The following is a 12,108-nucleotide window of genomic DNA, read 5'->3' on the forward strand; positions in this document are numbered from 1 at the left end:
ACCCGCGGCCGCCGCGGACTTTCGTGCACAAATCACTTGAAGAGGCGAGCTGCGCCGCGCCAGCCCAGCAGCAGGATGCCCGTGACGGTCGACGCGACGATCACAAAGCTGACCGCGACGCCCTGAGCCGAGGCCTTGCGTAACAGCATGCCGATCACGACGGTGCTGACCCAGACCGTCAATCCGGTCGGGTTCAGCGCTGTCGGGCGACGCCAGCCCCGCGACAGTGCCCAGCCCGCCACGGTCCCGGTCAGGAACGGCCAGCTCGTGTGCGCCACGCCCGTGAGCGTGACGCCTTCAGCGTGGCTGCGTCGGCCGATGGTGCAGAAGATCACCACGCACACCACGTCGGCGAGGAAAGCCAGTGCGGCGCTGCGGGTTCCGGTGGTCTGCTCAATTGTCATAGGTCATCACGTCCAGATTCAGTGGGCTGACATTGTTTTCGTCTCGGGGAGTGAAGCCGGGGTCCAGCCGGGCGGGGGCGCCGGTCTCCAGGGCGTCACCGGCCGCCATGCTGATCAGGCGTCCAGTGAGCTTGAACGAGCGGTAGACGAACGGCAGGCCGTCGGAGCGCAAGGGATCCGGTGTGCTCATCACGTGGAAATGTAGATGCGGCCCGGTCGAATTGCCGGTATTGCCAACGTGTCCGAGTACCTGGCCGGTGTTCAGCTGATCGCCCGGTTTGACCTTGACACTCCCGGTCTGCAGATGCGCGTAGAACGCGTAGTTGCCGTTCCCGATGTCCTGCACGACGTGATTGCCGCCGTATTGGGCCAGCGTCAGGCCGGTCGGATTCTGGCCGGGCACCTGTTCCGGCAGACCGTCGAGTACCGCCACTACGGGGCCCGCGGCCACCGCGTGCACGTCGGCCCCGAAGTAGGCGTAACTGGTGTTCTTCGCGCCGTCGCCGGTGAACAGCCGCCCGTCTGGCTGTAGCTGCTCGTAATCGATGGCGTATCGTTCTGCGGCCCAGAGCTTTCCATCGATGGGGTTGAGGGCCATGCGGTGCGGCGTCATGTCGCAGCAGCTGTTGCCGTCGAGCCAGCCGGGGCCGCGCAGCGGCGGTTCGAGTACGACGGGCTTGTGGTCGGACACCGTCACCGGCGCGACGTTCTCGGTCACCACCGGCGGCACGAGCGGCGGCATCGGTTTGGGTACCTTGACCACCACGCGGTGTGAAAGCTGCTGGGGCACGGTGCTTCCCGCGGTCAGGCTGACGTCCAGCCACACGATGGACCGCTGCCCGGGGCCCAGATCGTTGGTGCTGATCCGGGTGCCCATGGTCCGGGTCCAGTAGACAAGACCGGCGCCGGACAGTTGCAGCAGCGGCCCGGCCGGACCCATGACGGCAACCGAGTCCACCGTCACCGTCTCGGGCGAGGTGTTGGTGAGCAGCAGCTCGTACGCGAGGTGGACACGGCCGTCGGTGGCCGGAACCGGGACGGGTGCGGCGACGACGTCGGCCAACACAGGCGTGACGATCGGCTCCGCGGAACCAGTGGAACTAGTTGGGGGAGAGGACGGTTGAACCGATTTCGGTGCCGGCGTGCACGACGTCAGGGCAGCGGCGAGGACGAGCGCCGCCGCCAGCCGGCTAGCCGATGTCATGCGGCGTCTCGGGGTCGGGTGCCGAACCGCGGATGTCCGTGGCGCTGGAAGAGGTACCGGTAGTGTCCGGATCGAAGTCCTTCTCGGTGCGGAACAGGATGAAGAACACCACCCAGCCGATCGCCGAGATGAAGATCCAGCTGACCAGGCGATAGATCAGCATGGTCGAGATGGCGGCCGCGAGCGTCATACCGCTGGACACCAGGCCGGGCACCAGCACCGCCTCGACCACCAGCAGCCCGCCCGGCATGAGCGGAATGGCTCCGACCGCGCGGGCGGCGGCGTAGGCGACGGTCAGGCCCGCCAGCGACGGATGCCCGCCCGTGGCGTAGGCCGCGCAGGCCAGACACGCGACGTCGGCGACCCAGTTGAACAGCGACCAGCTGAACGCGACCGTCAGCGTCCGTCGGCTCAGGCTGACCGACTCCAGCTGACCCAGGGTGCGGCGCCAGCCGTCCAGCCCGGTCTCGGCCGGCTTGCCGCGCAACGAGTTGAACCACGACAGCAACCGGACGCCGATGCCGTCGATCTGCTGCGGGTTGGCCGCGACGGTCTGGGCCAGCACCAGCAGTACCGCGAAACCGCCGATGGTGAAGATCAGCGACAGAGGGTTCTTGCTCGCGCCGAGCAGGACCGCGCCGCCCAGCCCCAGCAGGGCCAGCCCGACCACCTGCAGCGCCCCGGACATCACCAGCTGCCATGACGCCACCAATGGCGAGGCGCCCCACAGCCGCTGCTGGCGGTACACGAAGGTGGCCGAGAGCACCGGGCCGCCGGGCAGCGTGGTGGACAACGCGTTGCCGGCGTAGAACGCGGCTTCGGACCGCCACTGCTTGACCTGCACGCCGGCCGACCGGAGCAGAGTGCGCTGAATCTGCGCGAAGCTGTGCATGGAGGCCAGCGCCGCGACGGCCGCCGCGGCAACCCACCACCACGCGGCCGACAGCAGGCTGAGCCACGCTTTGGCCAGCTGCTCCCACACCATCACGACCTCGATGGTCAGCACGGTCACGGCGATGCCGATCAGCACCCAGCGCAGCCACCAGTACTTGCCGCGCACCCGAACCGCCTGCGGGCGGGCCTCACCGCGACGGCAAGCGATCCAGGGGCCGCGACGGTGGGCCGCCATTGGGCCTGGCGCAGCCTCGTTCGACACCCGCTTAGCGTATCCGGCGTGTCGCGGGCGGCTCGCCGTGTGCGGTAAGCATCTTGCAACAACCTCGTGGCGTCATCCGTCGGCGCTACGCTGGCGCCCATGTCGCATGCCCACGAAGCGGTCGATCCGGTGGTACGCAAGGCCGCAGCCTGGTCATGGCGATTGCTGGCGATCTTCGGTGCGGTGCTCGCCGCGTTGTGGGTGGTGACCAAGCTCGAAGTCATCGTGGTACCGGTGCTGCTGGCCACCCTGGCGACGGCGTTCCTGTTGCCCGCCGTCGATTTGTTGGCCCGGCGCGGACTGGCGCGCGGTGCGGCCGTCGCGGTCATGCTGTTGAGCTCCATCGTGGTGATGGGCGGCATCCTGACGTTCGTCGTCTCCCAGTTCATCGATGGTGCTCCGGCGCTCGTGGAGCAGGTCACCCGAAGTATCGACGGCGCCCGCAAATGGTTGACCGAAGGCCCGATCCTGCATCTGAGCAGCGAGCAGATCAACAGCGTCGGCCAAACCGCCATCGACGCCCTGAAGAACAATCAGTCCAAGCTCACCAGCGGGGTGTTCTCCACTGCCGGCGCGCTGACCGAGATCATCACCGGCCTGTTGCTCACCCTTTTCACCCTGATCTTCCTGCTGCACGGCGGGCGCGACATCTACGAATTCGTCACGAGGATCTTCCCGGCCTCGGTCCGGGACCGCGTGCGCGACGCCGGCCGGGCGGGGTTCGGCTCCCTCATCGGGTACGTCCGCGCGACGTTCGTGGTGGCGATGGTCGACGCCGTCGGCATCGGCACGGGGCTGGCGATCATGGGCGTGCCGCTGGCGCTCCCGCTGGCGTCACTGGTGTTCCTGGGCGCGTTCGTGCCGCTGGTCGGTGCCGTGCTGACCGGTTTCGTGGCTGTGGTGGTGGCCCTGATCGCCAAGGGCTGGATCTACGCGCTGATCGCGCTCGGCCTGATCATCGCGGTCCAACAGTTGGAAGCCCATGTGCTGCAACCGATCGTGATGGGCCGCGCGGTGTCCGTCCACCCGCTCGCCGTCGTGCTGGCCATCGCCGGTGGCGGCGTCATGGCCGGCATCATCGGCGCGCTGATCGCGGTACCCATCGTCGCTTTCCTCAACAGCGCCATCCGGGTACTGGTGGCCAGCGATCCGGACGCCGAGGAAGCTGAGCTACTCGCCGAAGCCGGTTCCGTCGCCGCCGCGGCGGTGTCGCAGGAGGGCACGCCGCCTGCTACAGACGGCCCTCCCGGCGCAGCAGATCCGCAGCGCTGACCCCGCCGCCGGTACCGCGACGCTGGGTCTGCTCGGTGTCGATCTTCTCGGTGGCCTCCGGGGCATCGGCCGGCTGGGCGCGGAACGCCGTGGTCGGCTCGTTGCCCTCGCCCGGCGCGTCTGACGGGGTCTGGATCTGCGGCCCCGAGGCGCTGATGTTGCCCCGTAGCTGCCCCAGCCACGACTCGATCTCCCGATTGCCGTCGTGGCCCGTGTCGGCGGGTCGCTCGACACCGCCCGGCGCACGGAACGCGGTGGTGGCGGGGTCGGCCTGACGGAACGCGGTGGTCGCCGCGTCGCCGACGGCGGTGGCGGGCGGCGTCGGCTCCCCGTTCTGCGGGGTGACGGCGCGGGTCACGTTCGACACCACGTTGCGGAAGGCGCCCCGGGCGGCGCTGAACCGGGTGGTCGCAGGCTCGGCAGACGGAGCCGGCGGCGCGGCCGGGGCCTGCGGAGCCGGGGACTGCGGCGGAGCGCTCGGCATGCGGTTGGTCGGAGCCTGGCTCGGCGGCTGCGGCTGACCCGGGACGATCCGGGTCGGGACGGCGCGCTGGCCGGCGGCCGGATGCGTCGGATCGTGCGGCGGACGGACCGGAGCACCGGATCCGACCAATGCGCGCGGGTCCTCGGGTTCGCGAACCGTGGGACGCTTGCGCTCGTCGGGCAGCTCGGTCTCGCCGAGACCCAACTTGACCTGGATGCGTTTCATCCACAGCGGCGCCCACCAGCAGTCGTCGCCGAGCAGCTTCATGACGGCCGGCACCAGGAACATCCGGATGACGGTGGCGTCGAGCAGCAGCGCCATCAGCAGGCCGAAGGCCAGGTACTTCATCATCACCAGGTCGGAGAACGCGAACGCGCCGACGACGACGGCCAGCACCAGCGCCGCGCCGGTGATCAGGCGGCCGGTCGTGGCGGTACCGATCCGGATGGCCTCGGCGGTGGACATGCCGCGCTCGCGGGCCTCCACCATGCGGGACACCAGGAACACCTCGTAGTCGGTGGACAGACCCCAGATCACCGCGATGATCAGGCCGATCATCGGCGCCATCAGCGGCTGCGGCGTGTAGTTCATCAGTCCGGAACCGTGCCCGGCCTCGACGAACATCCAGGTCAGGATGCCCATCGTCGAGCCAAGGGTCAGCATGCTCATCAGGGCGGCCTTGATGGGCAATACCAGCGAACCGAACGCCAGGAACATCAGCAGGGTCGTGGTGATCACCAGGATCAACCCCATCAACGGGAGCTTGTCGAACAGCGTGCTGATGCTGTCCTGCTCCAGTGCCGGAGTACCGCCGACCATCACGGTGATGCCGTGCGGCTCCTGCAGGGCGCGTAGCTCGTTGATCTTCTCGGCGGCGTCACCGCTGTTGACGAGACCGTTGGACAGCACCCGGACGGACGGGTTCTTGGTGCCGCCCTCCTGGTAGGTCCGCTCGGCCCACATCTTCGACTTGTCGTTGTCGTCCGGCATCACGAACCCGCTGATGGTTCCGGCATTGGCCCGCACCTGGGCGATCTGCTGATCGGTGACCGGCTGGCCGTTGTCGGTCTTGACCACGAGGGTCAGGGCATTGGTGCGGAAGCCCGGGAAGAGCTTGTCGAACTCTTCCTGCGACGTACGGACCGCGTTGTCCGGCGGCAGGTACTTTTCGCTGATACCGGCGAGCGCCAGCTGACCCAGCGGGATGACCAGCAGGATCATGCCGACGGTGATCGGCACGGCGAACGCCAGCGGCCGTTTCATCACGACGTTGACCAACTTGCCCCAGAAGCCCTTTTCAACTTCTTCGCGGGTCTTGGTCTTCTGCGTCTTCTCGGCGAACCAGTCGATGATTCGGCGGGAGAACGGCCAGTTGGCCAGGAACGGCACCTTCAGCAGGGTGCGCACTCCCAGCGCGTCGACGTTGGTGCCGAGGATGCCCAGTACCGCAGGCAGCACGGTGTTCGACAGGAAGGCGGCCAACAGGACCGACGCGATGATCGCGTACGTGATGGACCGCAGGAAGCCCAGTGGGATCAGCAGCAGCGGCAGCGAGGACGCGACGATGATCACGGCGGAGAACGCCACGGTCCGGCCCGAGGTCATGACGGATCTTCGTACCGCGGCCTCGACGTCGTAGCCTTCGGCGAGCTCCTCTCGGAACCGGCTCACGATGAACAGGCCGTAGTCGATGGCGATACCGAAGCCCATCATCGTCACCACGGGCTGGGCGAAGAAGTGGACGGGCCCGAATTCCGCGGTGAGGCGCAGGATGCCGAGCGCGCCGCCGATGGTCAGACCACCGATGATGGCGGGCAGCGCGGCGGCCACGGCGCCACCGAAGACGAAGAACAGCACGACGGCGACGAGCGGCACGATGGCGAGCTCGGCGCGCTTCTGGTCGGTGCCGATGGTGCCGGTCAGCTCGCTGGCCAGCGGCTCCATGCCGGCGAGCTTGATGTTGCCGCCGTTGACCTTCTGCAGGTCGGGGGCGACGGCCTGATAGTTCTTCAGGATCGCGTCGTCGTTGTCGCCCTTGAGCGGGACGGTGATGAAGGTGTGCCGCATGTCCTGCGTCGTCATCTTCTTCAGTCCGTCGCTGGGGGCCTTCAGCCAGCCGACCCAGGCGACGACCTTGTCCTTGTGGTCGTTGACGAAGGTATCCAGTTCACCGCTGACCCTCTTCTGCCAGGCCGGGTCGGTGATCTTCTTGTCGTCGGGCGGCGTCAGGATCGCCACCACCAGGCTGGTCCGGTCGCGGCCGTAGACCTCGTCACCGAGCACCGAAGCGGCGACGGACTCGCTGCCTTCGTTGTAGAAGCCACTTTGCGTGACATGCTCGCCCAGGCTGGACCCGTATACGGCGCCACCCAGGCACAGTGCGACCATGACGCCGATCACTATGTATCGGAATCGGTACACCGTTCGACCCCACCAGGCGAACACGTCAGCTCCTCACGATTATCTGCATAAAGTCCTGCTCAAAGGCACTCTCTAAGAGGTTGCCATTTTTGGCCACCGCACACGTCATCTGCAGTTTTTCCTAAACGCGCGAGCTCAGCAGCGCGGACAACGGCCGGAAGGGCTGCAGCCACGCGCCCTGATCAGGCAGCGAATCCAGGCCGATTCGCGGCAACGGCTCCCGGAAGACACCAGGGATGTCCTCAAGGTCGACGAAGTCCAAGGTATCCGACGCTAACGCCCAACTGGCATGTTCGCGAAATCCGACAACGGTCGCGGGGGTGCCGTCGTGGGCGATGTCTTCCAGCGGTTGACGGAAGGCCTGGCCGTCCGCCGAGGCCACATAGATGCCGGCCAGACCCTCGCTGCGGCGCAGCGCGATGTGCGCCAGCATGTCGCTATCAACATCACTGTCGTCATCCGTCTTCGGCTTGGCGAACACCGCGAAACCCACGTTGCGCAGTGCCTCCACCCACGGCCGCACGACATCGGCGCTACCCGGGGCGATGTTGGTGAAGACGGTCGCTTCGGGTTCGAGGGACACCGGCGCCTGGTCGGGCCGCCGGCTGGCCGCGATCTCGCTGGTGCGGGCCAGCAGCCACCGGCCCAGCGCGTCGAATCGCGGCCGGTGTGCGGCCGTCGGACGGCCGCCGAGGATCGACCCGAGACCCATGTCCAGGTTCGGCGCGTCCCAGACGAGCAGTACGCGGTGCGGGCGCGGACCCGGCGGCGGGGCCGACGGGTAGGGCTTGGCCTGGGGGATGGCTTGCGGTGCGGCCTGTGGAAAGGCCTCAGTGGTGGTGGTCACCTAGAGCCTTTCCCAGATGAGCTCGGTGATGGGGCTGCCCATCCGCATGCCCCGCGCCTCATATTTGGTGGTGGGCCGCTGCACCGAGATCGGCAGGTTTGCGTCGACTGACGTGCGGCGCAGCGTTGGCTCGGCGTCGCCCACCTCGGCGATCTGCACGGCGTAGTCCGCGTGGTCGGTGGCCGCGTGCAGGATGCCGCCGGGTTTCAGGCGGCTGGAGATCAAGGCCACCGTCTCGGACTGCAGCAGCCGGCGCTTGTGGTGGCGGGCCTTGGGCCAGGGATCGGGGAAGAACACGCGGACCGCCGTCAGGGTGCCCGGCGCGATCATGTGTTCCAGCACGTCGACGCCGTCACCGCGAACGAATCTCACATTCGTCAGACCCGCCCGGTCGACGCCGCCGAGCAGTTGGGCCATGCCCTTGCGGTAGACCTCGACGGCGATGACGTCCAGGTGCGGTTCCTCCTGCGCCATGGCCAGCGTCGAGATGCCGGTGCCGCTGCCGATCTCCAGCACGACCGGCGCGGTGCGGCCGAACCAGGCGGTGGTGTCGATCAGCGGAGCGGGTTCGCCGTCTTCGGACCGGGCGACTTTGCCCAGCTCAGGCCAGCGGCGGTCCCAGGTGCTCTGCTGACCGGTCGACAGTGCCGACCGGCGGGACCGGAAGCTGGTGACGCGCCGGTGCTGGTGGGCGGGGGCGGCGGTGGATTCGGCCGCTGGGGCGCTGGCCGACGAGGCAGCGTCGTCTTCCCCCGTCGCTTCGCTCGCCCCGGTGTCCTCGCGCTGGGCATACATCTGTCCATGGTCTCTCATTTGGCTGTGAGAGCCCGCATCGCGGTGCAGATTGATACTCAACAGTTGCCTGAAATCGGCGTCAGGCGTACCCGCGCCGAGGTGCGACGATGGCATCGGGGGACATGGTGTCAGGGGACGTTTGGCAGCGCTTCACGGCTGCGTTGGAGGGATTGACGGCCGAGGTGCCGGAGCTGGTGCGCGCCGTCCCCGGTCCCGACACCGATGACGCTGCCGGCGAGTATCGGGCGATTCGTGCGGCTCTGGCTGAAATCTCTTTGGCCGCAACAGAATCGGACGACGACCGCGTGTCGCGGTGGTTGGCATCCGATACGACCGCGGCCCTGGTCACCGCTGCGGCGACAGCGGTGCTGGAAGCCGACGGTCTCGTCGTCGACCGCGGTATGGACGCCGAGGCACATCTGCGGCGGGCCGTGCACTGGCGCCGCTACGGCCGTCGCGCCACCGACGACCTGCACCGTCGCTGCGCCGCAGACCTCAGCCGCGGCTCGCTGCGGCTGTTCGCCCAGTCCGGCCCGCGGCGGGTGACGTCCCGCCTGGAGCTGCAGCGGATTCGGCTGGAGCTGGTCCGGGACGCCCGCAGGCGGTTCACCGACCTGCGCGCCGACCTGCTCACCCGGGTGCCCTCGGGCCGGGATGGGGCCGCGGGTTTCGAGGCCGAAGTCCGTGACCGATTGGCGGCGGCGGCCGACGACGTGCGCGGTCGGACCGCAACGGCACTGGGCGTTCCCCGGCCTCCCGAACGGTGGCCGCGGCCTGGCATCACCGCGCCGGTGCTGACCCAGCGGCCGGACGAGATGTGGTTGGGCATCGTGCTTGGCGCGGGTTTCGGCCTGGGTGTGGCAATGGGGCTGGCCAGAGTGGCCGCCGGGCTGACCGGGGTGCCCGAGGCGGTCGGCGGGGCACTGGGACTGGTGCTGGGCCTGGCGCTGACCGTGGCGGTCATCGGCGTCCGCTCCCGTCTGCATCGGCGGGCCGTGCTGGAACGGTGGGTCGGCACGGCCGTCGCGGCGGCGCGGCAGGCGTGTGAAGAGGAACTCGGATACCGATTACTGGAGGCGCAGGCAGGTATGGCATCGGCACATCACAAAACGAAAAATTGAGCGATTTGGGAATTGTGTCGAGCGGCCCCACCGCGCTACTGACGGGTAACTCTTCCGCCATGGGCCCCGGCTGGTGGTACCAGCGGATTCGCGGACCGGTTATCGGTCTTTCTGAATCGTTCTTGTGAGAGATCGGACAGCAGCCCGATTGTCCACTTGTATGTCACTCACGTTAACCTCTAAAGAGGTATAGCTGCGATTTGCGAGCAGGAGAATTTGATGACCTCAGCGACCATTCCCGGTCTCGACGCCGCTCCAACCAATCACGCCGGGCTGCTCGCCTGGGTTCGTGAGGTTGCGGAGCTGACTCAGCCCGACCGGGTCATGTTCGCCGATGGCTCGGCCGAGGAGTACGACCGCCTCGCCGCCCACCTCGTCGCGGCCGGCACCTTCCAGAAGCTGAACGAAGACAAGCAGCCGAATTCCTATCTCGCGCTGTCGGATCCGTCGGACGTCGCCCGTGTCGAGTCGCGCACCTTCATCTGCTCGGAGCGTGAAGAGGACGCCGGCCCCACCAACAACTGGATGGCCCCGGCCGAGATGCGCGCCATCATGGCCGACCTGTACCGCGGCAGCATGCGCGGCCGCACCATGTGGGTCGTCCCGTTCTGCATGGGCCCGCTGGACGCCGAGGACCCCAAGCTCGGTGTCGAGATCACCGACTCGGAGTACGTCGTGGTCTCGATGCGCACCATGACCCGCATGGGTGCGGCGGCGCTGGAGAAGATCGGCGACGACGGCTTCTTCGTCAAGGCGCTGCACTCCATCGGTGCGCCGCTGGAGCCGGGGCAGCAGGATGTGCCGTGGCCCTGCAACGAGACCAAGTACATCACCCACTTCCCCGAGACCCGCGAGATCATGAGCTACGGCTCGGGCTATGGCGGCAACGCGCTGCTGGGTAAGAAGTGCTACTCGCTGCGCATCGCCTCGGCCATGGCGCACGACGAGGGCTGGCTCGCCGAGCACATGCTGATCCTCAAGCTGATCTCCCCGGAGAACAAGGCCTACTACATCGCCGCGGCGTTCCCGTCGGCCTGCGGTAAGACCAACCTCGCGATGCTGCAGCCCACCATCCCGGGCTGGCGCGCCGAGACCGTCGGTGACGACATCGCCTGGATGCGGTTCGGCAAGGACGGCCGGCTGTACGCCGTCAACCCTGAGTTCGGCTTCTTCGGCGTCGCGCCGGGCACCAACTGGTCGTCGAACCCGAACGCCATGAAGACCATCGCCGCCGGCAACACCGTCTTCACCAACGTCGCCAAGACCGACGACGGCGACGTCTGGTGGGAGGGCCTGGAGGGCGAACCGGAGCACCTGATCGACTGGAAGGGCCAGGACTGGATCCTGCGGGAGACCGAGACCAAGGCGGCGCACCCGAACTCGCGCTACTGCACCCCGATCTCGCAGTGCCCGTCGGTGGCCCCGGAGTGGGACGACCCGCAGGGTGTGCCGATCTCGGCGATCCTGTTCGGCGGCCGTCGCAAGACCACGGTGCCGCTGGTCACGCAGGCCCGCGACTGGCAGCACGGTGTCTTCATCGGCGCCACCCTGGGCTCCGAGCAGACCGCCGCCGCCGAGGGCAAGGTCGGTACCGTCCGCCGCGACCCGATGGCCATGCTGCCGTTCCTCGGCTACCACGTCGGTGACTACTTCCAGCACTGGATCAACATCGGCAAGAACGCCGACGAGTCCAAGATGCCGAAGATCTTCTTCGTCAACTGGTTCCGCCGTGGCGACGACGGCCGCTTCCTGTGGCCGGGCTTCGGCGAGAACAGCCGGGTGCTGAAGTGGGCCATCGAGCGCATCGAGCACCAGGCCGAGGGTAAGAGCACCCCGATCGGTATCGTGCCGACCGCCGCCGACCTGGATCTGGCCGGCCTGGACGTGGACGCCGCCGATGTCGACGAGGCGCTGGCCGTCAACGTCGATGAGTGGCGCAATGAGCTGCCGCTGATCGAAGAGTGGTTCGAGTTCGTCGGCGAGAAGCTGCCGACCGGCATCAAGGACGAGTTCGACGCCCTCAAGCACCGCTTGGCCGAAGAGAGCTAGGGCTCTCCTCGCACAAACACACAACCCCCGTCTCCCAGGAGATCGGGGGTTTTGTGTATTTGCGAGAGCGTCCCGCGGCGAGGGGCGCTCGAGCCTGACCTGGCTGCGGAAATCCGCGGCGAGAATCGCCCGGTGGTCAGGCTCAGCGAAGTTCGATGCACTCGCGGCGGCTTTCGACGCTCGCGAGCGACGTATAGTCGACGGCCCCTCCGCGCCCGGGGTCATGGTTAGCCATACAATCAAATTAGGGTACCCGAACTTGAAATATTTATGACACTGACCAGCAAATTCAGCATCGAGGTCGCAGCTAATTCGTAGCCACGGCTAAGTTGCTGGCGTCACTTTCGGGCGTTAT

The 12,108-nt window shown here is 67.6% G+C and carries 9 protein-coding genes; 3 read left to right on the top strand and 6 right to left on the bottom strand.

The features are described from left to right. Nucleotides 1-32 precede the first annotated feature (32 nt). From AC3WTE_RS08995 to AC3WTE_RS09005, 3 genes are read right to left on the bottom strand one after another with little or no spacing between them, the layout of a single operon-like run. The gene (locus AC3WTE_RS08995; RefSeq protein ID WP_492437064.1) at nucleotides 33-404 is read right to left on the bottom strand and encodes a DUF3054 domain-containing protein; all 372 of its coding nucleotides are present in this window, start codon (nucleotides 402-404) and stop codon (nucleotides 33-35) included. Beyond that, nucleotides 394-1,608 carry a M23 family metallopeptidase gene (locus AC3WTE_RS09000; RefSeq protein ID WP_492437065.1) on the bottom strand — a complete coding sequence of 405 codons (1,215 nt, stop codon included), beginning with the start codon at nucleotides 1,606-1,608 and terminating at the stop codon, nucleotides 394-396. The genes AC3WTE_RS08995 and AC3WTE_RS09000 overlap by 11 nt, the downstream gene beginning before the upstream one ends. Beyond that, a complete protein-coding gene (locus AC3WTE_RS09005) occupies nucleotides 1,595-2,737 on the bottom strand; it encodes a lysylphosphatidylglycerol synthase transmembrane domain-containing protein (protein WP_492437344.1) in 1,143 nt (380 codons plus the stop codon). The genes AC3WTE_RS09000 and AC3WTE_RS09005 overlap by 14 nt, the downstream gene beginning before the upstream one ends. 126 nt (nucleotides 2,738-2,863) lie before the next feature. Here AC3WTE_RS09005 and AC3WTE_RS09010 point away from each other — a divergent pair, with 126 nt between their 5' ends. Beyond that, complete coding sequence (locus AC3WTE_RS09010) at nucleotides 2,864-4,036, top strand: AI-2E family transporter (RefSeq protein WP_492437066.1); 1,173 nt, start codon at nucleotides 2,864-2,866, stop codon at nucleotides 4,034-4,036. On the opposite strand, the gene mmpL3 is transcribed toward AC3WTE_RS09010, so the two are convergent. From mmpL3 to trmB, 3 genes are all read right to left on the bottom strand, one after another. Next, the gene (mmpL3, locus tag AC3WTE_RS09015; protein WP_492437067.1) at nucleotides 3,996-6,965 is read right to left on the bottom strand and encodes a trehalose monomycolate exporter MmpL3; all 2,970 of its coding nucleotides are present in this window, start codon (nucleotides 6,963-6,965) and stop codon (nucleotides 3,996-3,998) included. The two genes, AC3WTE_RS09010 and mmpL3, sit on opposite strands and share 41 nt — an antisense overlap. A gap of 97 nt (nucleotides 6,966-7,062) precedes the next feature. After that, complete coding sequence (locus AC3WTE_RS09020) at nucleotides 7,063-7,743, bottom strand: NYN domain-containing protein (protein WP_459370571.1); 681 nt, start codon at nucleotides 7,741-7,743, stop codon at nucleotides 7,063-7,065. Nucleotides 7,744-7,788: 45 nt separating this feature from the next. Further along, nucleotides 7,789-8,601 carry a tRNA (guanosine(46)-N7)-methyltransferase TrmB gene (gene trmB, locus AC3WTE_RS09025; RefSeq protein WP_492437068.1) on the bottom strand — a complete coding sequence of 271 codons (813 nt, stop codon included), beginning with the start codon at nucleotides 8,599-8,601 and terminating at the stop codon, nucleotides 7,789-7,791. An 89-nt stretch (nucleotides 8,602-8,690) separates the two neighbouring features. Between trmB and AC3WTE_RS09030 the strand changes: the two genes are divergently transcribed. Then, entirely contained in the window at nucleotides 8,691-9,704 is a 1,014-nt protein-coding gene (locus AC3WTE_RS09030; RefSeq protein WP_492437069.1) for a hypothetical protein, read from the top strand. A 219-nt stretch (nucleotides 9,705-9,923) separates the two neighbouring features. Next, nucleotides 9,924-11,753 carry a phosphoenolpyruvate carboxykinase (GTP) gene (locus tag AC3WTE_RS09035; RefSeq protein ID WP_492437070.1) on the top strand — a complete coding sequence of 610 codons (1,830 nt, stop codon included), beginning with the start codon at nucleotides 9,924-9,926 and terminating at the stop codon, nucleotides 11,751-11,753. Nucleotides 11,754-12,108: the final 355 nt, after the last annotated feature.

The sequence above is a fragment of the Mycobacterium sp. FW102-FHT13B02 genome, from assembly GCF_058790275.1.

Bases quoted from the DNA above. Each gene is read 5' to 3' on its own strand.
- AC3WTE_RS08995 (WP_492437064.1), bottom strand. From the start codon at position 404: ATGACAATTGAGCAGACCACCGGAACCCGCAGCGCCGCACTGGCTTTC.
- AC3WTE_RS09000 (WP_492437065.1), bottom strand. From the start codon at position 1,608: ATGACATCGGCTAGCCGGCTGGCGGCGGCGCTCGTCCTCGCCGCTGCC.
- AC3WTE_RS09005 (WP_492437344.1), bottom strand. From the start codon at position 2,737: ATGGCGGCCCACCGTCGCGGCCCCTGGATCGCTTGCCGTCGCGGTGAG.
- AC3WTE_RS09010 (WP_492437066.1), top strand. From the start codon at position 2,864: ATGTCGCATGCCCACGAAGCGGTCGATCCGGTGGTACGCAAGGCCGCA.
- trmB (WP_492437068.1), bottom strand. From the start codon at position 8,601: ATGAGAGACCATGGACAGATGTATGCCCAGCGCGAGGACACCGGGGCG.
- AC3WTE_RS09030 (WP_492437069.1), top strand. From the start codon at position 8,691: ATGGCATCGGGGGACATGGTGTCAGGGGACGTTTGGCAGCGCTTCACG.
- AC3WTE_RS09035 (WP_492437070.1), top strand. From the start codon at position 9,924: ATGACCTCAGCGACCATTCCCGGTCTCGACGCCGCTCCAACCAATCAC.